The following is a 22,361-nucleotide window of genomic DNA, read 5'->3' on the forward strand; positions in this document are numbered from 1 at the left end:
AATCGGAGGGATATTCGATGGATGTTGTAACAATTGGAGAAACTATGGTTTTATTTACACCTGAAAGTTCACCGTTAATGAGATATGCTCATTCTTATTCACGTAAATTTGGAGGAGCAGAAACAAATGTAGCAATTGGTTTAACTAGACTAGGCCACCAATCTGGGTGGATAAGTAAAGTTGGTAATGATGAGTTTGGTAAAGCTATGGTTTCCTTTATTCGTGGTGAAGGTGTCGATGTTAGTCAAGTAACAACTGACGAAACTGCACCGACAGGCCTTTACTTTAAAGAAGTTAAAAGTGGTGATAATGTACGTGTTCAGTATTACAGAAAAGGCTCTGCTGCTAGCACATTACAACCTACGGACTTAAATGAAGAGTATATTGCACATGCTAAATATCTTCATATTACAGGTATTACTCCTGCTTTAAGTGATAGCTGTTATGAAACTATTTTGGAAGCGATTAATATTGCGAAAGGGAATGGTGTAAAGGTTATTTTTGACCCTAACTTAAGAAGGAAGCTTTGGTCAGAAGAAAAAGCACGTAGAGTTTTATTAGAAATTGCTGCTCTTGCAGATATTATTCTTCCAGGTGTAGATGAAGGGAACTTCATGTTTGGCGAAAGTGATCCAGAAAAATTAGGTCAACTTTTTTTAGATCATGGAGCGAGTTTAGTGATATTAAAGGTGGGTGCTAAAGGAGCTTACTACTTTACAACAGAAAATAGTCAGTTAGTGCCAGGCTACCCTGTAGAATCTGTTATTGATCCTGTTGGGGCAGGAGATGGTTTTGCAGCTGGAGTAATTTCGGGTTTATTAGATGGTTTAGAAATCGAAGAAGCAGTTGCACGAGGGAATGCGGTTGGTGCATTAGCTACTCAAATTCAAGGCGATTTCGAAGGCTTACCAAACCGAGAAGAAATTGAACAGTTTACTAGTGAATCAGGATCTGAAGATATTAGTAGATAGATTATGTAATTAGAAATGAGTGGTTTTGGGGGTAGCAGAAATGAGTATTACTATCAAAGATATAGCTAATGCTGCTGGTGTAAGTGATTCGACAGTTTCCAAAGCATTAAGAGATAGCCCGTTAGTACAAGATAAGACAAAGAGTAATATTTTGAAGATCGCTCATGAATTCGGATATCAACCAAATGTTGTTGCCAGAAGTTTAGTCTCAAAAAAAACGAATACAGTAGGTGTGGTTTGGCCTACAATCGAACGAGCGACCCCCTCTGCATTAATAACAATAATAACAGAAGAACTAGAAAAGCATTCCTATAGTACTTTGTTGGCCATTAATAAAGTTACTTCTTCAATAGAAACATTTAGTCAATTTCAAGTTGACGCAATTCTCATTTTTAATGATCAAAAAAATGAAATAAATCATCGAGCAGTTTTACGTTCTAATGTACCAACTCTGTGCTATGGTATAGCCAATCAATCACCCTATCCTACCGTCGACGTAAATAGAAGATTAGCTATTCAGATGGCGGTACAGCACTTAATTAGTATTGGACATACAAATATTGCGTATATTGGTGACCTTTCTAAAAATGATCCCATGCAAGAAGAGAAAGTGATCGGTTTTATGCAAGAAATGAAGAAAAATGGTATTTTACGTTTTGAAAATATGGTTGAAACAAATGGTTTAGATCAATATGATGGTTATTTAGCTATGAAATCAGTTTTAAAGCAAGAAGTACTACCTACTGCTATTATTAGCGGAAGTTATGATTTGACAAAAGGTATAATGAAAGCGATTTCGGAGACGAAATTAAGGGTTCCTAAGGACCTCTCTATTATTGGTTATGATATTGTTCCGAAGCGTGACTTACGAGATTTAGAAATATCCATTGTAGGTGTACCATTACCTAAAATTAAGGATAAAGTGGTTGAAACTTTGTTAAAAATAACTGGAAATCAAGTTATCGACTTAGCTATTAAACTTGAGCCTGAATTAAGAATTACGAATAGTTGTGCATCACCTAGGACATAACATATGGAACTTAAAAATGTCATTAAAATAAAGTTACCAATAAATTTATAATCTAAAAAAATATATTATAAACTCTTAATTTATTAATGAAAAAGGATTGACAACGTTGTTAAAGAGTTTTAGAATCGTAGGTAACAACGTTGTTACTAGTAGCGAAAATTATCTCTAACATCGAGATCAATATATATTATACGTAAATAAGTGGATTTTAGTGAAAATATTATTTAACTAAATAGGAGGCCCGGTATGAAAGCAGATTATATTTTAGTTTATAAAAACGATAACGTAGTAGTTGCATTAAAGGATTTAACAGAAGGAGACGTAATTACTGTTGATGGTCAAGAGATTGTCTTAAGGTCAGATACACCATTCGGTCATAAAATTGCTATTAAAGCTATTGAAAAAGGAGACAATATCATTAAGTATGGTTATCCGATCGGACATGCGAGTGAAGGTATTGTTATAGGAGACTGGGTGCACACTCACAATACAAAAACAAACCTTTCAGGAACTTTAGAGTATTCATATGATCCAGTAGAACCTGCAAAGTTATCAGTGCCAACTAAAGAAAAAACATTTAACGGATATGTAAGGGATAATGGTGAAGTTGGGATTCGTAACGAGGTTTGGGTAATAAATACTGTTGGCTGTATTAATAAGACTGCTGAAATAATTACAAAAATGGCTAATGAGCAATTTAAAGATGCGGAAATAGATGCTGTATACCACTATCCACACTTATTCGGTTGCTCACAGTTAGGTGATGATCTTCTTAATACACAAAAGATCTTAAGTAACTTAGTACACCATCCAAATGCTGGAGCCGTACTTGTTTTAGGCCTAGGGTGTGAAAATAACTATGTATCAGAATTCAAAAAAGTCATTGGTGACTATGACGAAAACCGAGTGAAATTTTTAGTTGTCCAAGAAGTTGGTGATGAAATCACTGAATCTATGGAATTAATGGAACAGTTAGTAGAATATGCTTCAAGATTCGAGAAACAGCCAGTCCCTGTTTCAAAATTAAAGGTAGGATTAAAGTGTGGAGGTTCAGACGCCTTTTCCGGAATTACAGCTAACCCGTTAGTAGGAGCATTTTCTGATATTCTTATCTCACACGGTGGAACAAGCGTTTTAACAGAAGTACCTGAAATGTTTGGAGCAGAAACAATTCTTATGGAACGTGCAAAAGATCAAGAAACATTTTCGAAAACTGTAGATTTAGTTAATGATTTTAAAGATTACTTCCTTAAACATGATCAAGTAGTTTATGAAAATCCATCACCAGGGAATAAAGCTGGGGGAATTACTACTTTAGAAGAAAAATCATTAGGGTGTGTTCAAAAAGGAGGTTACTCTACAGTAGTTGATGTACTTGCATACGGTGACCGTTTAAAAGAGTCAGGGTTAAACTTACTTGAAGGACCAGGGAATGACCTTGTTGCTGTAACAGCATTAGCTGCAGCAGGTGCTCATATCGTACTATTTACGACAGGTCGCGGTACACCATTTGGTGGCCCAGTACCGACAGTAAAGATTTCTACAAATACTCAACTTTATGATAAGAAGCGAAACTGGATTGACTTTAATGCAGGTGAACTATTAACAGGAAAAACAATGGATGTTCTTTCAAATGAATTGTTTGAGTATATTGTTGATTTAGCATCAAAAGAGGTTGTTACACACAATGAAAAACACGGTTTTAAAGAAATTTCAATTTTTAAAGATGGCGTTATCCTTTAAGAAACGTTACGAAAAACCAAATAGATGATTAACTAATTAAAAGTAGGGAGAGATAAACAATATGCTAAAGTTAAACAATCAATTAAATAAAGAGCTTCTTGGAGCACACGTTACATTTGAGACACAAGAAAATTTACCTGAAAAGGTTATTCAGTTTGGTGAAGGTAATTTCCTAAGAGCCTTCGTTAACTGGATGATCCATGAAATGAATAAACAAGGATTATTTAATGGAAAAGTAGCAGTAGTTCAACCTATTGAGCAAGGTTTAATCCCAATGATAAATGAGCAAGATGGACTTTACACAGTAGTAATGCGTGGAATTGAAAATGGTCAAACAGTTGAGAAAAATGAAGTTGTCTCTTGTATTTCAAGAGGAATTAACCCGTATACAGATTGGAATGAGCTTTTAAAATTAGCTGCATCAAAGGACATTAAATTTGTAATTTCAAATACAACAGAAGCTGGAATTGCTTATTTAGAGGAAGAGTATGTGGAAGGAAAAACACCTACATCATTCCCAGCTAAATTAACTGCTTTATTATACCATCGTTTTACACACTTTAATGCAAGTCCTGAATCAGGACTTGCGATGATACCTTGTGAGTTAATTGAAGAAAATGGTAAGAAGTTAAAAGAAATCGTTCTTAAATTAGCTGCTGAGTGGGAATTCCCATCTGAGTTCAGTGAGTGGGTAGAAAACCACAATCATTTCTGCAGTACGTTAGTAGATCGCATTGTAACTGGTTATCCAAGAGATGCAGTTGAGGAATTCCGTCAATTACTAGGTTATGAAGATAATTTAATTACTGTTGGAGAGCCATTCCATCTTTGGGCAATTGACGCGCCACAGGAGATAGCCGAGCAAATTCCTTTCGATAAAGCTGGCTTAAATGTTAAATGGGGTGACATTACGCCATTTAGAAACGTAAAGGTTCGCTTGTTAAATGGTCCTCATACAATGATGTCTTCAGTTTGTTATTTAGCTGGAGCAGATACTGTACAACAAGTGATGGAAGACGAAACATTAAGCAAATTTATTAAAGAAGGAATGCTTAATGAAATATATCCAACAGTTGACATTGCTGACGTTGAGAAGAAAAATTTTGTTGAATCAGTGACAGAGCGTTTCTTAAACCCTTATAACAAACATTACTTAAAAGATATTGCTTTAAGTAATGTTTATAAATTTAAATCTCGTTTAATTCCATCGTTATTAGACTATACCGCTCAAAAGAGTGCTCTACCACAAACAATTACATTTGCTTTAGCTGGACTTTTAGCATTCAATCGTCCTGTTAGAACTGAAGGAAATGATTTAGTTGGTAAGCGTGGCGATACTGAATATGCAATTCGTGATAATCAAGAAGCAATTAGAGCTTTAAATGAAGCTTGGTCTAAGTTTGATGGTTCAAGTGAAGCTGTTACAGCCCTAGTAAAGGAAGTGTTAGGAAACACGGAAGTTTGGGGTCAAGATTTAAACGAAGTACAAGATTTAACAGCTACAGTTTCTGCATATTTAAGTGATATTCTTGAACTTGGAATGAAAGCAAGTGTAGAAAAGCTTGTAAGTGAAGTATCAGCGGTTTAATTATAAATAATCTTGGGTGGAGATGATTTCTTCACCTAATACACAAAGAAAAAATATATAGTTTTATGGAGGTACGTATGAATTTACTTAATCAAATTCAAGATAGTGGAATAGTTGCTGTTATTCGTGGAGCAAATAAGGATAACATTATTCCGATTGCAAAAGCTTTAAGTGCAGGTGGGGTAAAGGCATTAGAATTAACAGTTGAAACACCAAAGATTTTATCATTAGTAGAAATGGTTGCTGATGAATTAAAAGAAGAGGCAATTGTTGGAGTAGGGACTGTTCTTGATCCTGAAACTGCTAGAGCATCAATTATGGCAGGAGCAAAGTTTGTGTTTTCGCCAGTTGTAAATGTAGAAACGATTAAAATGACAAAAAGATATGGAGTATTAAGCGTTCCTGGAGCATTCACACCTACAGAAATTTTGACTGCATATGAAAATGGGGCAGATTTAATTAAAGTATTCCCAGCGAATATAGTTGGACCTGGATATTTCAAAGACGTACATGGACCAATGCCACACATCCCGTTAATGCCAACAGGTGGTATTAATGTTTCAAATGTAGGATCCTACATTAAGGCGGGTGCTATTGCTGCAGGTGTAGGAAGTACACTTGTCAACACAAAAGCAGTTATTGATGAAGCGTACCTAACAAATTTAACAGAAGTAGCAAGTCAGTTTGTTAGAGAAGTAAAGATAGCACGAGGAGAATAAATTTAGGGAGGCCAATTTTTAATGAAGCCATTTATAAATGAAGATTTTATTTTACCAACAGAGGCATCAAGAATTTTATACCATGATTATGCGAAAGAAATGCCGATTTATGATTATCACTGTCATCTAAGCCCAAAAGAAATTGCAGAAAATAAATCGTTTAAAAATATTACAGAAATTTGGCTTTACGGTGACCACTATAAGTGGAGAGCAATGAGAAGTTTAGGTATTTCAGAAGAATTGATTTCTGGCAGCGGCTCTGATTATGATAAATTCCAACGGTGGGCAAAAGCGGTACCAAACACAATAGGTAATCCACTTTATCATTGGACACACTTAGAATTAAAGCGTTATTTTAATACAGATCTTTTACTAAATGAAGATACTGCTGACGAACTTTGGAATCATACGAATGAGATGCTTCAATCTCCAGAATTCACAGCTCAAAAAATTATTGAGAAGTCAAACGTAAAAGTAATTTGTACAACAGATGATCCAATTGATAGCTTAGAATACCATAAAGCAATAAAAGAAGATGTTAACTTTAGTACGACAGTTACGCCAACTTTCCGTCCAGATAAAGCTGTGGAAATTACTAGAACTGAGTTTAATTCCTATATTGAAAAGCTCTCTGAAGTAACTGAAATTGAAATTAACAAATACGAAGATTTATTAGCTGCTATTGACAATCGGGCTCATTACTTTCATGAATTAGGATGCAGAGTTTCTGATCACGGAATTCAAACATTACCTTTTGAGCCTTGTACATTAGAAGAAGCATCTAGAATTTTCTTGAAAGCAAGAGATGGTCAAACGATTTCTGAATTAGAGGAAATGAAATATAAAACTCATACACTATTATTCTTAGGTAGATTATATAGTTCATTAGATTGGGCAATGCAATTACACATTGGTGCAATCCGTAATAATAATGAGCGAATGTTTGCTAAATTAGGTCCAGATACAGGGTTTGATTCAATTCATGATTTCTCATTAGCAAAACAATTAAATGGTTTCTTTAACGAATTAGATAAATCGGATGAACTTCCAAAAACAATTATTTATACGTTAAATCCGGTTCACAATTATGTTATTGCAACTGCTTGTGGAAACTTCCAAAGTGGAGCAGGGAAAGGGAAAATTCAATTTGGATCTGGTTGGTGGTTCGTGGATCAAAAAGAAGGAATGTTACAACAAATGACAGACCTTTCTAGCCTTGGTTTATTAAGTACTTTTGTCGGAATGTTAACAGATTCAAGAAGCTTCCTTTCTTATACTCGACATGAATATTTCAGACGTGTACTATGTCAATTAGTAGGTGGTTGGGTTGAGAACGGTGAAGCCCCAGCTGACTATAAGCTGCTAGGATCAATGATTCAAGATATTAGCTATAATAATTCAAATAATTATTTTCAAATTAAATAATGATAAAACAAAGGGCGCATTTGTGCCCTTTGTTTTATCATCAGAATTTATAAATTTCTAACTTGGAAACTGTCTAGCTCCAGGCGCCATCGGCTCAATCACTTCAGACCTTCTCTTTCGGTCAAAACCCCGACCGCTACGAGCAGGTCTTCCAGTGTTTGTCGCCGATAGGCGGGCGCCTTGCGCTTTTCTTGTGTTTTACTATCATACTTGTGGAACCCCAAGAAACCGAAAGGGCCGTATAAAAGCGTCTATCATCCACAAAGTTGGGTCAGACACTTTTAATTATTTTTAGGCTTTGCACATGAATTTATTATATTTAATTCAGGTTCTAAAATAATTGAATTATTAGTATTATTCTCATTGATAATGTCTAATAATGTTTCTGTAATTTTATTGGCGATTCTATTTAATGGTACCCCAACTTTAGAAAAAGGAATATCGAGATCCTCAGATTGAGAAATATTATCATAGCCAATAATAGAAACATCGTTAGGGATATTAATATTAAGTTCTTGAGCAGCTCTAACTATTCCGCGAGTTAGATCATAACTCCCACTAACAATTGCAGTTACTTCCGTAGATTTATTAAAGAGAGACTTTGCAGCTAAATAACCGTCATATAGTTCTAATCCATTTGTTGGAACGATGCTTTTTGAGAAAAGGTCTAAGTTAAACTCATCGATCGCTTCTAGAAAACCAAGGTGTTTTTCTTTTTGAAGGTGGTCCTGTGTTGAAACATCTCCAATATAACTAACTTTTGTATGACCAATTTTTACGAGATGTTCAACTGCTATTTTGATTGCATGTCTTCTATTTACGTCAATGGTCGGATATTCAGAGCTTTCTTTTATTCCGTAATAAAGAATAGGTACTTTTGACATAACATTTTTAGAGCGAGTTAGATCACTCATAGTTTCTGCAAATACGACGATTGCATCAACTTGAAAACGATTAAAAGTTGCAATAGCCGAATCGACACTATTAATAGAAAGTAAGGTGGTGTAGCTTTTTTCCTCTAATAGTTCATTGATTTTTGTTATTAAAGCTGATGGAGTAACGCGCTCAACCGTAGGCCACACAACACCAATGGCATAAGATTTTTTCTGTACTAAACTCCTCGCAACAATATTAGGAACGTATCCCATTTCCTCGGCAATTTTAATGATTTTCTTTTTTGTTGGTTCTTTTACTAAAGGACTATTTCTTAATGCTTTAGACACAGTTGAATAACTAACCCCTGCATGTTTAGCAATATCTTTGATTGTTACCGCCATAATTTGAACCTCCGTAAAAAATATAATAGAGGATATCTGTAAACTTCTATGAAAGTAGTTTTGTTTTTGTCTCCTATATCATTTTATTTTAGTATTTCTTTCATAATAAATAAAGGGTAATAATGCAAACTTATAAAAAAGCTCTATTATAAAGTAGGTAGTTTCGATAACGTATCAATTAGCGCTCTAAATTGAATAGTCATTTAGTTTGTTTAATCCTTGTAATATCAATAAATACTATGTGACAAATGTTATTGTCCACGCGATCCCCTATTTTAAAAATAACCAATAAATTATAAGTTATGCCCTCAGAGTGTCCTATAGTTCTGCCAAAGAGATTCCACCGCCTTTCGCCCATGATCATGGTAATTACGCTTTTCTTTGTCTAAAATTTGAATGAATTCAAATAGTATTGACTTTTAGTATTGTAACTAATAATATAGAAATGACAACGTTGTTAAAAATTATTTATCGTTTGCGAACGGTCAAAGAATATGGGGAGATTATTTGAAAGGGGTTTAATGTAGTCAAGGTTTTTATCTGAACTGGGGGGGGAAATAAATGCAACAAATACTTAATAGGGATTTAGATAAGGCAAAGCTTTCTTCTTCTGTTATTTATGAGGGGCAAACTAACTTACCGGAGAAGGTTATCCAATTTGGTGAGGGGAACTTCCTAAGAGGTTTTATAGATTGGATGATAAATGAATTAAATAAACAAGGTTTATTTAATGGAAGAGTTGTGGTTGTTCAACCAAGATCACAAGATAAAATCCCAATAATTAATGAACAAGATGGTCTATACACAGTAGTTTTAAAGGGGATTGTTAAAGGTGAAAGAGTAGAGAAGAGTGAAATAGTCTCTTCTATATCAAGGGGAATTAATATAGTCGAAAATTGGGATGAAATTTTAAAAGTTGCTACCTCAAGGGATATTAGATATGTTTTTTCCAACACGACAGAAGCAGGCTTAACTTATTTACAAGAGGAATATGATCCGGATTCTACTCCGAAATCTTTCCCCGGAAAGTTAACTTCACTACTTTATCATCGATTTATTTTTATGAAAGGGTGCCCGGAATCTGGACTCGTAATCATTCCATGTGAATTGGTAGAGGAAAATGGTAATGTTTTGAAGCAACTTGTAATCAAGTTGGCCAATGAATGGAAACTACCAAAAGATTTCATGTCGTGGGTAGAATTTCACAATCATTTTTGTAATACTCTTGTAGATAGAATTGTTACGGGTTATCCAAAAGATGATATTGAAGGAATCGAGAGCATGTTAGGGTATAAAGATCGACTATTAACGGTTGGGGAACCGTATCATCTTTTTGCTATTGATGCTGACGAAAGTATTGCTCAAGAAATTCCCTTCGAAAAAGCAGGATTAAATGTTAAGTGGGGAGATATTACCCCTTATAGAGAAATAAAAGTTCGTTTATTAAATGGCCCTCATACAATGATAGCTGCTGTTTGTTATTTATCTGGTGTAAATACAGTTCAAGAGGCGATGGAAGATAAAATTTTAGGGGAATTTATAAAGTATGGAATGTATAGAGAAATTTATCCTACTATAAATATTTCAGAGGTTGAAAAGAAAGATTTTACTGATTCGGTAATTGAACGTTTCTTAAACCCTTATAATAAGCATTACTTAACCGATATTGCCTTAAGTTCGGTTTCTAAATTTAAATCACGTTTACTCCCTTGTTTAGAAGAATATGTAGCTCAAAACAATACTTTGCCAGGAGTAATTACGTTTAGTTTAGCGGCATTATTAGCCTATAATCGCCCAATAAGAATAGAAGGAAATTCTCTTGTTGGAATGCGTGGTCAGGAAGAATATTATATCAGAGATAATCAAGAAGTGTTGAACTTAGTTAATAAAGTATGGTCTAAGTATGATGGATCTCGTTCGGGAATTGATCAGTTAGTATCTGAAATTATAGCTGATAGTGCTATATGGGGAAGAAATTTAACTGAAATTAAACAATTACCAGAAGCGGTTGCATATTATCTAAATGACATAGTAGAAAATGGAATGAAGATGAGCGTCGAAAAACTAATTTTGAAAGTTGGAGCTAAATGATAAGTCAGGTTAAGTCCCAAACACTTGAATTAAAACGATACTTACGTTACGATCAAGCTAAAGATATGTGAATGGGAGAATTAAATGGACTACCGTAAATATGTATTAGCTGATTCAATAGGGTTTCAAATTAGTGATGCGGGAAGACTTGTCATCAATCGGTTAAATTCTAATTTCAAGGAACAAGGTTATCCAGTTACACATGAACAATGGTCAATCATGATACGTCTATGGGAGGAAGATGGCTTAAACCAAAATAAGCTTTCTATTCTTACTGGTAAAGACCAACCTAGTGTTTCGAGACTTATAAATAATTTAGAGAAAAATGGCTTAGTTATGCGAGTTGTACATCCAGTAGATAAAAGAACAAATTTGATCTTTTTGACACCAGAAGGAAAGAAATTACAAATAGGTTTAATTGAGCAAGCACAAAAAACGATAGATCAAATTTGTTATGGAATAGACAAAGAAGAATTAACTATCTTTCTAAAAGTGTTAAATGAAATTAAAGTAAACTTAAGCAATTAGAAAAACTATTAAAAGCACTCGTAATCTTTAATTAGGTTAGCGCAGTGCTTTTTTGTAAGCGTTTATATAATTGTTCAAACAAATACTTTTAAAAAAACAATGATTTTATGTTGACTTATTAGGTTTTTAATTTTAAAAAAATAGTTGTTTATACAATTGATTTTTTAAATAGTATTGACAATCATTATCAATAAGGAATATAATTGCGAGTATTAATGATAATCATTCTCGACGTTGTAGTTGCGAGTATGATGAAACTTTAGGAGAGTAACATGAAAAAACGCTACTTATTTATTAGCTTAGTTATTTTATCATTCATATCATTGTTCATTGGGGTAGGGACTCTTAATCCGCTAGATCTATTGGATTTAAGTGAAGACCAATTACAACTGTTAGTAGTTAGTCGGCTTCCAAGATTAACAAGCATCATTATTGCTGGTGTAAGTTTAAGTATTTGTGGGTTAATCATGCAACAGCTGACAAGGAATAAATTTGTCTCACCAACAACAGCAGGAACAATGGACTCAGCTAGATTAGGAGTTTTAGTATCACTACTTCTTTTTGCTTCGGCTAGTCCGATTGAAAAAATGCTTGTTGCCTTTGTTTTCACTTTGGCAGGGACATTAATTTTCATGAAAATATTAGAAAAAATCAAATTTAAAGATACAATATTTATTCCTTTAGTAGGAATTATATTTGGGAATATTGTAGGCTCAATCACGACATTTTTTGCTTATCGATATGACTTAATTCAAAATATGTCCTCATGGATGCAAGGGAATTTCTCTTTGATCATTCGTGGTCGATACGAACTTTTATACATAAGTATACCTCTAGTTATACTGGCTTATTTTTACGCCAACCGTTTTACAGTGGCCGGTATGGGTGAAGAGTTTTCTGTGAATTTAGGTCTTAACTATAAGCAAGTCGTTAATATTGGCTTAATTATTGTGGCCTTAGTAGCATCGGTTGTTTTACTAACTGTAGGAATGATCCCGTTTTTAGGTTTAATCATTCCAAACATTGTTAGTATCTATAATGGTGATAACCTAAAGAAAAATCTTTCCCATACAGCGTTATTAGGAGCTGTATTTGTTCTCTTATGTGACATTTTAGGGCGAATTATTATCTACCCTTATGAAATCCCAATAGGCTTAACGGTAGGTGTATTAGGAAGTGGAATCTTCCTCTATCTACTAATAAGGAGAAGGGCATATGAGTAAAAACACAAAAATTATCGGATTAACGATCTTAGCAATTGTGTTAATTCTACTATATATTTTCATTAATATAGGAAACAACTGGGGCTATATTGTTCCAAGAAGAAGCGTGAAAATCATTGCAATTGTGATTACTGGAGCAGCTATTGCTTTTTCGACAGTCGTATTTCAAACAATTACGAATAATCGGATCCTAACACCAAGTATCATCGGTTTAGATTCTCTTTATCTATTAATTCAGACGTTTATCGTTTTCTTTTTTGGCTCAACCAGTTTTATAGTCATGAATAAAAATGTAAACTTCCTTTTATCTATTAGTTTAATGGTTTTATTTGCAGGTTTTTTTTACAAGGTTCTATTTCGAAAAGAAGGCAGGAACATTTATTTCCTATTATTGATAGGTTTAATTTTCGGTACATTTTTCCAAAGTGTATCGACATTTATGCAAGTACTTATTGACCCAAATGAGTTTATGTTTGTTCAAGATCGAATGTTTGCTAGTTTTAATAATATAAATACAAATATGTTAATGGTTTCGACTATTTTATTAGTCATTATTTTTCTCTATTTTTTAAAGTACTTGAAATATTTAGATGTGTTGGCGTTAGGGAGAGATGAAGCAATTAACCTTGGAGTAGATTACGACCATGTTGTGAAAAGGTTGCTTGTCGTTGTTGCTATTTTAGTATCTATTGCAACAGCTTTAGTTGGCCCAATTACATTCCTAGGTTTGCTAGTGGCAAATGTAGCTTATGAGTTTATGAAAACCTACCAGCATAAGTACTTAATTTCAGGTGCTGTTCTAATTAGTATCGTTGCCCTAGTGGGGGGACAGCTTCTTGTAGAACGTGTGTTTACCTTTTCCACAACAATAAGTGTCATTGTTAACTTTATCGGGGGAATCTACTTTATATACCTTTTACTGAGGGGGAGTAAGTAATGGTTGAAGTAAAGAAATTGTTTAAAAAATACGGGACTAAGGATGTTGTTAGTGATGTATCAGTTAGAATTCAAAAAGGGACAATAACCTCTTTCATTGGCCCGAATGGAGCAGGTAAAAGTACTGTTTTATCAATGATCAGCCGTCTTATTCAAAGAGATAGTGGAGAAATACTTCTTGAAGGCAAGGAAATAAGTCAATCAAAAAGTAAGGATTTAGCCAAAAAAATATCGATTTTAAGTCAATCAAATAATATAAATCTACGTTTAACGGTTCGAGAATTAGTTTCATTTGGTCGCTTTCCATATTCACAAGGAAACTTAACAAAAGAAGACTCGAAATATGTTGACGAAGCTATTCAATATATGGAACTAGAGGAAATGCAACACAAATACTTAGATCAACTAAGTGGTGGTCAGAGACAAAGAGCTCATATAGCCATGGTCATTGCTCAAGACACAGAATATATTTTGCTTGACGAACCATTGAATAATTTAGATATGAAGCACTCTGTTCAAATTATGCAAGTGTTACGAAGACTAGTAGATGAGCTTGGAAAAACAGTGGTTATTGTTATTCATGACATTAACTTTGCATCATGCTATTCAGACTATATTGTCGCTTTAAAGGATGGAAAAATTGTCAGAGAAGGAACGACTCCAGAAATTATTAATAGTGATGTTTTAAAAGAAATTTACGATATGGACATTCATATAGAATCTATCAATGAAAATAAAATTTGTGTTTACTTTGCTTAATAAAGCAATTAAATAAGAAAAAAAATAATAAAATTATGAGGTGGATGAAAATGAAAAAAGTAATAAGTTTATCATTATTGGCATTATTATTATTATTATTTGTTATGGCTGCTTGCGGTGCAAAAGATACTGCAACTGGAACTACAGAACAACCTGAAGCTCCGCAAACGGATGCAGCAACTGAAGAAGTGGTAGAAACTACAGTAACAGTCCAACACTTATTAGGAGAAACAGTTGTTGAAAAAAATCCTGAAAAAGTTGTTGTGTTTGACTTTGGTATTTTAGACTCGTTAGACAAAATGGGGGTTGAAATCGCTGGATTACCTCAAGCGAATATCCCACCATACTTATCAAAATATGAGGATGCCGAATATCAAAATTTTGGTAGTTTAAAAGAGCCAGATTTTGAAGCGATTGCTAATCATGGCGCAGATTTAATCATTATTTCTGAAAGACAACAAGAGTTGTATGAAGAGTTTTCAAAACTAGGTCCAACTGTATATATGGCTATTGATCAATCGAATTATATGGAATCATTTAAAAGTAACATGACAATCCTTGGTGAAATTTTTGGTCAAGAAGATTTTATTGAAAGTGAACTTGCTGCCATTGATGCTTCAATTGCTGAATTAAACACTAAAGCAGAAAGTGTTGAAAATGTATTAATTGTATTGGCAAATGAAGGAAATATCAGTGCGTATGGACCTGGCTCTCGTTTTGGTATTCTTCATAGTGTATTTGGTTTTACAGCAGTAGATGAGACGATTGAAGTTTCTACTCACGGTATGAACGTTTCTTATGAATATATTCTAGAAAAAGATCCTGAATACTTATTCGTAGTTGATCGTGGTGCAGTCGTAACTGGTGGAGAAGCAGCAGCAAAACAAACGATTGAAAATGAATTAACGGGAAAAACTAGAGCATATCAAGAAGATAAAATTGTTTACTTAGACCCGAACTATTGGTACCTTGCAGGTGGAGGATTAGTATCAGTTACTGAAATGATTAGAGAAATTACAGAAGGCATAAAATAATATACAGTTTGGGAGAACCTCGTTTTTTTATTGTGAACGAGGTTTTTAAATTTCGTAGCAGTAAAGAGGGAAACCCTACTTTATTATGGTATGTAATGTAAAGCTCTTATCGCTTATTCAAATCGTAAGAGCTTTTTGGTGTCATACTATTTAAAATATAATTTACCAATTTCAATAGATTGTAAAAATGGTAGAATAGGAGGTAAGCTAATTATTTAGTCATAAAGGAGTTACTTATGAATAAAAGAAATATTTTCTTGATATATATCGTTTTTGGTATTTTATGGATAATGATTACAGATTTTTTAGTTCAAGTTTATGCACCTACCGATTTGTTTATGATTTTCCAAAGAATGAAAGGAATCCTCTATGTTGTTTTAACAGGATCTGTTTTTTATTTAATTCTTGGGAAAATAGAGGAATTAAATTCTTCCAAGGAACAAGAAGAAAAGCTATCAACTTTAATTAACTCTATGGTAGACTTTGTTAATTTTAAAGATGGTGAAGGTCGTTGGTTAGAAGCAAATAACTTTGGATTAAAGCTGTTTCAATTAGAAGACGTTGATTATTGTGGAAAAAAAGACTCTGAACTTGCCGCTTATACTGATTTTTATCGTGAAGCTTTAATAAATAATGAAAAATCAGATGAAGAAGCATGGAAAAATAAAAAAATTACTCGTTGTGAAGAATTGCTTCCAATTCCTGATGGTACTCATAAGTATTTTGATATGATAAAGGTTCCGTTATTTAATAATGACGGAAGTAGGAAAGCGCTAGTAGTTATAGGACGCGATATCACTGATAGGAAACAAGCGGAAGAACAAATAAGAAAAAGTGAAAAACTATCCATTGTAGGTGAACTAGCAGCAAGTGTTGGTCATGAAATTAGAAATCCATTAACTTCAATTAAAGGGTTTGTACAATTACTTCAAGAGAATGATAATAAAAATGGAACATACTACGATATTATGATTAAGGAACTAAATAGAATTGATCATATTGTTGGGGAATTATTACTTTTAGCTAAGCCGCAAAAGATTCACTATTCAACTTATAATATAAAAGAAGTTTTAACAGATGTAGTATCCTTATTAGAGTCACAGGCAAATATGAATAATGTAAGTATTAAAGTTAAGCAGTTAGAAGATGTGTGGATTGATTGTGAAAAAAACCAACTTAAACAATTATTTATTAATTTAGTTAAAAATGCTTTAGAAGCTTCTGATAAAAAAGGTGAAATTTTAGTTACGCTAGCAAAAGGTCAAGACCAGGTTATTATTAATGTTGAAGATAAAGGTATTGGGATTTCTGAGCAGTATCTCGAAAGATTAGGAGAACCTTTTTACTCCTCGAAAGAAAAAGGCACAGGCCTAGGTTTAACTGTAAGCCATAAAATAGTCCACCAACACGATGGGAAGATCTATTTCACTAGTGAAGAAGGGGTAGGAACAAAGGTTGAAGTTGTTTTACCAATAAAGAATGCTAAATCAGATTCTAATTCGTAGCACATTTTTCGGAATAGCTTTCCGATTTAAATTGGGAAGCTATTAAAATTCAAGTATAAAGTTATTCGAAGGTGAGAAAAATGAAAACTGGAAAATTTATTGGAAGAAGGATAATTAAAACAGGTATAGCAGTTTTTATCACTGCTTTTATTTGTTTACAGCTGAATTTACCTGCAGAGTTTGCAGTTATTGCAGCAATTGTAACAATTGAACCAACAGCTTTTGATTCAATTAGAAAAGGAGTTATCCGTTTTCCGGCATCGGCAATCGGGGCAGCGTTTGCAGTAATTTTTGTTGCTTTATGGGGAGAAACGGTTTTGTCATATACACTAGCAGCTGTTTTCACAATATTCTTGTGCCAAAAACTAAAATTAAATGATGGTATCCTTGTTGCCACGTTAACCGCAGTTGCTATGGTACCTGATATTAATGGACACTTTATTTTAACCTTTTTATCTAGATTAGGAACGACAACTATCGGTATTACTGTATCATCGTTAGTTAATTTTTTTATATTGCCTCCGAAGTTCACTCCACTCATAAATGAGAAGCTTAAAGCTACCTTTTTATTAGCTAGCGAAGTACTCAGCAAAACTATGCAAGACATTATTGAATCAAACCCTAAAAGAACGGTTAATCCTACTTATTTGAAGTTTAGAAATACAACAGAAAAGGTTAGTGAATTATTATCTTATCAAGAGCGTGAATGGAACTATCATAAAATAAAAATTAGCGAATACCGTAACTTTTATAAACTAAAAAAAATGAATACTATCATGCAAAAAATAGCATTACATATTGGGAATTTACAGTACGTAAATGAGCCGGGGCAATTTACTATGAAAGAAAAAGAAATTATATTAAAAAGCGTTCAATCAACACAATTAATTTTAGAAAATCTCTCAAATACTATTCCAGAAGATCATTATAAGTTGATCGGTGAGTTAGATTCTCAATTAAGACTTGAAGCAACCCAATTATCGAAGTCTTCGCAATTTTTCCATCATTTCACTACAAAAAGGATTGTTTATTTTGAGTTGCTATCCATACATGATTCATTGGAAGAACTTTATCAAATAAACGCTGATTAGTAATATATTAATAAGTAAACTACCAATCAGAGGGGATGAAGGTCTCACTGATTGAAGTTCAGCTTTGACGAGTTTAATGAATGATGAAATTTATTAAATTGAAAATTAATACTAAAATGTTTTGGGGAAAACTCAGCTTGTGAATGATGCAAGCTGAGTTCTTTTTGATTCTTCTTTACATAAACCTAGATAAAAATTGGGATAAATGTGTAAAAATATGTGAAATGGGAAATATATAATCTTATAAACTTTTGTCTATATGGGGGTGTAAGATGATTAAGCGGTTTAAAGAAATGAATAACAAAGCGCTATTATTTGTATTATTAGGGGTTTTAATTGGCGTAGTTGTGTATGCAGGATCAGTAACGGCGATTAAAGCAACTGATACAGGAGAGTTCTGTTCAAGTTGCCACGTTATGGATACTGTATATGAAGCTTTCACAAATTCTCCTCATGCCAGGCTTGACTGTAATGATTGCCACGCACCTACAGATAGTATAGTGGAAAAGATGGTTTTCAAAGCAAAGGCAGGGTTAGGACATATTTATATGAACACAATTGGGGCGAGTAAGATACCTGATGTACTGCACGCAACTGAAGATTCAGTTGATGTAATCAATAAAAATTGTATTTCTTGTCATTCTTATACGATTGAAAATGTATCTCATGACTCAAAAGGTACTTGTATTGACTGTCACCGTCAAGTGCCCCATGGATTAGGAATTTTTAAATCTCCTGATTGGCATTTAAAACTAAATATCGATGCAGCAAAATAAACCTTTAATAAAGAAAGGGTGATCACTTGTGAGAAAATTTGGACTAGTGTTTAAGCTACTAATGATAGTTCTTACTTTAATAATTCTACAGGCATGTTTGAGTCCTGATGATTTAACGGTAGACGAAACAGAGCCATTAACAGATCTCTCGCCAAATGAATATTTAAATACAGCATTTAAAGATGCTTTTCCAGTACATTATGAAAGTTTCTTACGTAATATGGGAAATGGTAGGCCTCCAGTTTCAAAATTCATTCCTGAATATGAACCTTATTTACCGATATTGTTTGCAGGTTTTGCGTTTGAGCAAGAATATAATACAACGAGGGGACATACATACGCAGTTGAGGATGTAATTTCTATTGCTAGGATTGGTGAACGTTCAATCGGTTCATGTATGACATGTAAAAGTTCAACAGTTACTCCACTATTGGAAGAGTTTGGTGATGACTATTGGGCGGCAAATTTCAGAGGTGAGATATTACCCCGAATGGAAGAACTCGCTTCGATAGGGGCATCAGAAGAGCTTGGAGAATATGGACATGTATCAATAGGATGCTCAGATTGTCATAATCCAGTGACGATGGAGTTACGTATTACTCGGCCATCTTTAACGAATGCTTTGGCTCGTCAAGGTATAGATGTAACAGAAGCTACTAGAAATGAAATGCGTACATATGTCTGTGCTCAATGTCATGTTGAATATTATTTTGAACCTGAATTAAAAAAGGTTAGATTCCCATGGGATTTAGGAAATCGACCTGAGGATATGTATGAATATTTTCAAACAATTGCTATCGAAGAAGGCTTTGATTATGATTACATTCATGCTGTATCTGGTTCTCCAATATTAAAAGCACAGCATCCTGAATATGAGTTATGGAGTTATGGTTCTCATGGAAGTGCTGAAGTTTCTTGTTCCGATTGTCATATGCCGTTTGAGAGAAGAGATGATAGACGAAAGATCTCCTCTCATTATTGGATTTCACCTTTAGAAACGATCCAACAGTCATGTAGAACTTGTCACTCGGATAAGACGGAAAAATATATACGAGAAAGAGTAGGGGCTATTCAAGAGCGCCATTTAAATGCCGTACATGAATCCCAAGATTTGACCGTTGAAGCGCATTATTATGTTAATAGAATGATTACAGCCGGAGTGCCAGAAAATAAAATTATTGAAGCGCAAAATTTTGTTAGAGAAGCACAATGGTATGCAGATATTATTGCAGCAGAAAATTCAGATGGTTTCCACAACCCACAAGGTGGAATGGATACGCTTAGAATGGCATCTGATGCAGCTAACAATGTTCTTAAGTTAGCGACAGAAGAATTATTAAAGCTAAATGTAGATCTTGATGAATTACGTACTGAAATCTCTAAAGTGAAAGAAACTGTTTTAAATGAAGAAGATCCGTTCCAAAAGCATATTCATGCAACGAATGAATTCTTTCCCAAACAGAATTAATTAAGAAGAAAAAGGTAGCATTTTGGCATTGTTATGTCACAATGCTACTTTTTTACAGTATCAGAATTTATAAGTTTCTAACTTGGAAACTGTCTAGCTCCAGGCGCCATCGGCTCGATCACTTCAGACCTTCTCTTTCGGTCAAAAACCCGACCGCTACGAGCAGGTCTTCCAGTGTTTGTCGCCGATAGGCGGGCGCCTTTCGCTTTTCTTGTACTCTCTCTCGAACGGTATGTATAAATAATGTGGAAAAAATATATTGTATTTGTAGGAAAATGATTGAAATGAAATTTGATAGTTAGTAAACTAGACATAGTCGAGTATTATGCTACATAGTTCTTTATCACTAAATAAATATTAATTAGAGAGTTTATATAAGGAAGATAGAACTATAGTAGATGAATGAAAGTAGTCATATTTATTACAATGGTTTGGCTATTTATACATAATTCTTAAATTTTGATTTTTTTAGTAGTAGAGTGAATTTCATAATTACAAACATTTTTAGTGAATTTTAAAGCATCTAATTTAATTTGGAGGGAATATAATGGCAAAGATTTTAATCGTAGATGATGCAGCTTTTATGAGAATGACATTGAAAAATATTATGACAGCAGCGGGACATGAAGTTGTTGGTGAGGCTGCTAATGGTTTAGAGGCTATTGAAACTTATAAAAGTTCCCAACCAGAGTTAGTAACAATGGATATAACAATGCCTGAAATGGACGGAATCGAAGCATTGAAGGAGATTAAGAAGATAGACCCTAGTGCTAAAGTTGTCATGTGTTCGGCTATGGGACAACAAGGAATGGTTATTGAAGCAATTCAATCGGGAGCAGCTGATTTTATTGTTAAACCGTTTAATGCAGAACGGATTAATGAGTCTATTGGTAAAGTATTAACAAGATAAGTGTTTTAAGGAGTTTGCCTTATGCGAATGATAAATATTCAAGAGTATGACAAAAAAACAATGCAGCTTGCAGAACCTGTATATGATTACAGAAAAAGGATTTTGTTAGCAAGTGGATCTACAATTCATCCAAAATATATGGAGAAATTAAAGGAGATCGGTATAAGGAGTTTAATAATTGAAGATTCAATATCGGTAGGAGTAACTTTAGATGAAATGATTGATATGCCAACTTGGATTGATGCTATTACGATAGTAGAAAAGGTATATCAACAAGCAAAGAATGGTCAAAAGCTATCTATTTCTGAACTTCAAAATACAGTGAAAAAGCTTATTAACGAAGTTTCACAACGACGGGCAATTATATTAATTCCGACATCTACAATTGATGAAGCGTTAGCGCTTTACGCTCACGTGGTTAATGTTACGCTAATTTCTTTACAAATAGCTAAAAAATTAAATTTTAATCAGTTACACTTGAGTACTCTTGGGCTTGGAACACTACTCCATGATATTGGGAAAATGGTAACAACTGAAGTACTAGAACATCCGGAAAAAGGATTTCAATTATTAAAATCAAATCCAGAGGTTAGCTTGTTAGCCGCTCATGTTGCATATCAACATCATGAAACTTATGAGGGTTCTGGTTTTCCTAGAGGAATTAGAGATAAGCAAATTATTGATTTAGCTCAGGTTTGTGTGGTTGCTAATGACTATGAAAATATGATTTCTAAAGAAGGGTACCAACCTCATGAAGCTATTGAAAAAATTATGTCATTAGTAGAAAAAAAATATAGTTATCATATTGTCCTTAGTTTTACAAATGGAATAATTAGTTATCCACCTGGTACCCATATTCGCTTAAACAACGGGTTATGTGGGATTGTAATAAGGATTGATAGTCATCTACATCGACCAATTATAAAAGTAGAAGGCATTAGTGAAGAAATTGATCTAAGTGAACAGTCGACTCTTTTTATTGAAAAGGTGTATAATGATTTAAGTGAAAACTAAAGGAAAAGGAAGGGGAGGCCAAAACCCAATGTCATCAGGCTAAGGATACAAATATTGGAATGTTACTTTGAGGCCACTGAAAAAGTGAATGTTTTTGAAAAACGAATGATTATAGGGGGGCAAAAATGTCGCCCTAACCCTCAAACGAGCCTTAGAAGCGATTCTAGAGGCTCGTTTTTTGAATATTATTTTTCAGATAAAAAAATTTGGACTTTTTCAGCAGTCCGTGTTACTTTCTGCTTCTTTTTTTGTAATGAGCTACTATCAAAGTCC

The 22,361-nt window shown here is 33.7% G+C and carries 19 protein-coding genes; 18 read left to right on the forward strand and 1 reads right to left on the reverse strand.

What is annotated here, in order from left to right; all coding sequences use genetic code 11:
- The first annotated feature begins 17 nt into the window (after window positions 1-17).
- The 6 genes from BKP37_RS07900 to uxaC all read left to right on the forward strand — a co-directional run bounded on the left by BKP37_RS07900 (window position 18) and on the right by uxaC (window position 7,476).
- The gene (locus BKP37_RS07900; RefSeq protein ID WP_071309072.1) at window positions 18-971 is read left to right on the forward strand and encodes a sugar kinase; all 954 of its coding nucleotides are present in this window, start codon (window positions 18-20) and stop codon (window positions 969-971) included.
- A 40-nt stretch (window positions 972-1,011) separates the two neighbouring features.
- Window positions 1,012-2,001 carry a LacI family DNA-binding transcriptional regulator gene (locus tag BKP37_RS07905; RefSeq protein ID WP_071309073.1) on the forward strand — a complete coding sequence of 330 codons (990 nt, stop codon included), beginning with the start codon at window positions 1,012-1,014 and terminating at the stop codon, window positions 1,999-2,001.
- Window positions 2,002-2,247: 246 nt separating this feature from the next.
- The gene (locus tag BKP37_RS07910; protein WP_071309074.1) at window positions 2,248-3,744 is read left to right on the forward strand and encodes a UxaA family hydrolase; all 1,497 of its coding nucleotides are present in this window, start codon (window positions 2,248-2,250) and stop codon (window positions 3,742-3,744) included.
- A gap of 61 nt (window positions 3,745-3,805) precedes the next feature.
- Window positions 3,806-5,332 carry a tagaturonate reductase gene (locus BKP37_RS07915; protein ID WP_071309075.1) on the forward strand — a complete coding sequence of 509 codons (1,527 nt, stop codon included), beginning with the start codon at window positions 3,806-3,808 and terminating at the stop codon, window positions 5,330-5,332.
- Between the two features lie 77 nt (window positions 5,333-5,409).
- The gene (locus BKP37_RS07920; protein WP_071309076.1) at window positions 5,410-6,051 is read left to right on the forward strand and encodes a bifunctional 4-hydroxy-2-oxoglutarate aldolase/2-dehydro-3-deoxy-phosphogluconate aldolase; all 642 of its coding nucleotides are present in this window, start codon (window positions 5,410-5,412) and stop codon (window positions 6,049-6,051) included.
- A 21-nt stretch (window positions 6,052-6,072) separates the two neighbouring features.
- The gene (uxaC, locus tag BKP37_RS07925) at window positions 6,073-7,476 is read left to right on the forward strand and encodes a glucuronate isomerase (protein ID WP_071309077.1); all 1,404 of its coding nucleotides are present in this window, start codon (window positions 6,073-6,075) and stop codon (window positions 7,474-7,476) included.
- A 281-nt stretch (window positions 7,477-7,757) separates the two neighbouring features.
- Here uxaC and BKP37_RS07930 read toward each other — a convergent pair whose 3' ends face one another.
- Complete coding sequence (locus BKP37_RS07930) at window positions 7,758-8,753, reverse strand: LacI family DNA-binding transcriptional regulator (RefSeq protein WP_071309078.1); 996 nt, start codon at window positions 8,751-8,753, stop codon at window positions 7,758-7,760.
- A 561-nt stretch (window positions 8,754-9,314) separates the two neighbouring features.
- Here BKP37_RS07930 and BKP37_RS07935 point away from each other — a divergent pair.
- The 12 genes from BKP37_RS07935 (at window position 9,315) to BKP37_RS07990 (ending at window position 22,088) form a co-directional block, all read left to right on the forward strand.
- A complete protein-coding gene (locus tag BKP37_RS07935) occupies window positions 9,315-10,844 on the forward strand; it encodes a tagaturonate reductase (RefSeq protein ID WP_071309079.1) in 1,530 nt (509 codons plus the stop codon).
- Window positions 10,845-10,928: 84 nt separating this feature from the next.
- On the forward strand, window positions 10,929-11,372 hold the full coding sequence (locus BKP37_RS07940) for a MarR family winged helix-turn-helix transcriptional regulator (RefSeq protein WP_071309080.1): 444 nt from the start codon (window positions 10,929-10,931) through the stop codon (window positions 11,370-11,372).
- Between the two features lie 272 nt (window positions 11,373-11,644).
- Window positions 11,645-12,595, forward strand: a complete 951-nt coding sequence (locus tag BKP37_RS07945) for an ABC transporter permease (protein ID WP_071309081.1) — start codon at window positions 11,645-11,647, stop codon at window positions 12,593-12,595.
- A complete protein-coding gene (locus tag BKP37_RS07950; protein ID WP_071309082.1) occupies window positions 12,588-13,532 on the forward strand; it encodes an iron chelate uptake ABC transporter family permease subunit in 945 nt (314 codons plus the stop codon). Before BKP37_RS07945 ends, BKP37_RS07950 begins: the two co-directional genes overlap by 8 nt.
- Window positions 13,532-14,290: an iron ABC transporter ATP-binding protein gene (locus tag BKP37_RS07955; RefSeq protein WP_071309083.1), complete on the forward strand. Its 759-nt coding sequence runs from the start codon at window positions 13,532-13,534 to the stop codon at window positions 14,288-14,290. The genes BKP37_RS07950 and BKP37_RS07955 overlap by 1 nt, the downstream gene beginning before the upstream one ends.
- A 50-nt stretch (window positions 14,291-14,340) precedes the next feature.
- Window positions 14,341-15,324, forward strand: coding sequence for a siderophore ABC transporter substrate-binding protein (locus BKP37_RS07960; protein ID WP_071309084.1), 984 nt, complete (start codon window positions 14,341-14,343; stop codon window positions 15,322-15,324).
- Window positions 15,325-15,560: 236 nt separating this feature from the next.
- Entirely contained in the window at window positions 15,561-16,829 is a 1,269-nt protein-coding gene (locus BKP37_RS07965; RefSeq protein WP_071309085.1) for an ATP-binding protein, read from the forward strand.
- Window positions 16,830-16,909: 80 nt separating this feature from the next.
- Entirely contained in the window at window positions 16,910-17,920 is a 1,011-nt protein-coding gene (locus BKP37_RS07970) for an FUSC family protein (RefSeq protein ID WP_084034593.1), read from the forward strand.
- A 272-nt stretch (window positions 17,921-18,192) separates the two neighbouring features.
- Window positions 18,193-18,696, forward strand: coding sequence for a cytochrome c3 family protein (locus tag BKP37_RS07975; protein WP_071309087.1), 504 nt, complete (start codon window positions 18,193-18,195; stop codon window positions 18,694-18,696).
- 28 nt (window positions 18,697-18,724) lie between these two features.
- A complete protein-coding gene (locus BKP37_RS07980; RefSeq protein ID WP_245712471.1) occupies window positions 18,725-20,164 on the forward strand; it encodes an ammonia-forming cytochrome c nitrite reductase subunit c552 in 1,440 nt (479 codons plus the stop codon).
- A 547-nt stretch (window positions 20,165-20,711) separates the two neighbouring features.
- Window positions 20,712-21,074, forward strand: a complete 363-nt coding sequence (locus BKP37_RS07985) for a response regulator (RefSeq protein WP_071309088.1) — start codon at window positions 20,712-20,714, stop codon at window positions 21,072-21,074.
- 21 nt (window positions 21,075-21,095) lie between these two features.
- The gene (locus tag BKP37_RS07990) at window positions 21,096-22,088 is read left to right on the forward strand and encodes an HD-GYP domain-containing protein (protein WP_071309089.1); all 993 of its coding nucleotides are present in this window, start codon (window positions 21,096-21,098) and stop codon (window positions 22,086-22,088) included.
- The last annotated feature ends 273 nt before the right edge of the window (window positions 22,089-22,361 follow it).

Source organism: Anaerobacillus alkalilacustris, from assembly GCF_001866005.1.
Lineage (GTDB): Bacteria > Bacillota > Bacilli > Bacillales > Anaerobacillaceae > Anaerobacillus > Anaerobacillus alkalilacustris.

Coding starts and splice junctions, on each gene's coding strand:
- BKP37_RS07900 (WP_071309072.1), top strand. CDS start 18: ATGGATGTTGTAACAATTGGAGAAACTATGGTTTTATTTACACCTGAA.
- BKP37_RS07905 (WP_071309073.1), top strand. CDS start 1,012: ATGAGTATTACTATCAAAGATATAGCTAATGCTGCTGGTGTAAGTGAT.
- BKP37_RS07910 (WP_071309074.1), top strand. CDS start 2,248: ATGAAAGCAGATTATATTTTAGTTTATAAAAACGATAACGTAGTAGTT.
- BKP37_RS07915 (WP_071309075.1), top strand. CDS start 3,806: ATGCTAAAGTTAAACAATCAATTAAATAAAGAGCTTCTTGGAGCACAC.
- BKP37_RS07920 (WP_071309076.1), top strand. CDS start 5,410: ATGAATTTACTTAATCAAATTCAAGATAGTGGAATAGTTGCTGTTATT.
- uxaC (WP_071309077.1), top strand. CDS start 6,073: ATGAAGCCATTTATAAATGAAGATTTTATTTTACCAACAGAGGCATCA.
- BKP37_RS07930 (WP_071309078.1), bottom strand. CDS start 8,753: ATGGCGGTAACAATCAAAGATATTGCTAAACATGCAGGGGTTAGTTAT.
- BKP37_RS07935 (WP_071309079.1), top strand. CDS start 9,315: ATGCAACAAATACTTAATAGGGATTTAGATAAGGCAAAGCTTTCTTCT.
- BKP37_RS07940 (WP_071309080.1), top strand. CDS start 10,929: ATGGACTACCGTAAATATGTATTAGCTGATTCAATAGGGTTTCAAATT.
- BKP37_RS07945 (WP_071309081.1), top strand. CDS start 11,645: ATGAAAAAACGCTACTTATTTATTAGCTTAGTTATTTTATCATTCATA.
- BKP37_RS07950 (WP_071309082.1), top strand. CDS start 12,588: ATGAGTAAAAACACAAAAATTATCGGATTAACGATCTTAGCAATTGTG.
- BKP37_RS07955 (WP_071309083.1), top strand. CDS start 13,532: ATGGTTGAAGTAAAGAAATTGTTTAAAAAATACGGGACTAAGGATGTT.
- BKP37_RS07960 (WP_071309084.1), top strand. CDS start 14,341: ATGAAAAAAGTAATAAGTTTATCATTATTGGCATTATTATTATTATTA.
- BKP37_RS07965 (WP_071309085.1), top strand. CDS start 15,561: ATGAATAAAAGAAATATTTTCTTGATATATATCGTTTTTGGTATTTTA.
- BKP37_RS07970 (WP_084034593.1), top strand. CDS start 16,910: ATGAAAACTGGAAAATTTATTGGAAGAAGGATAATTAAAACAGGTATA.
- BKP37_RS07975 (WP_071309087.1), top strand. CDS start 18,193: ATGATTAAGCGGTTTAAAGAAATGAATAACAAAGCGCTATTATTTGTA.
- BKP37_RS07985 (WP_071309088.1), top strand. CDS start 20,712: ATGGCAAAGATTTTAATCGTAGATGATGCAGCTTTTATGAGAATGACA.
- BKP37_RS07990 (WP_071309089.1), top strand. CDS start 21,096: ATGCGAATGATAAATATTCAAGAGTATGACAAAAAAACAATGCAGCTT.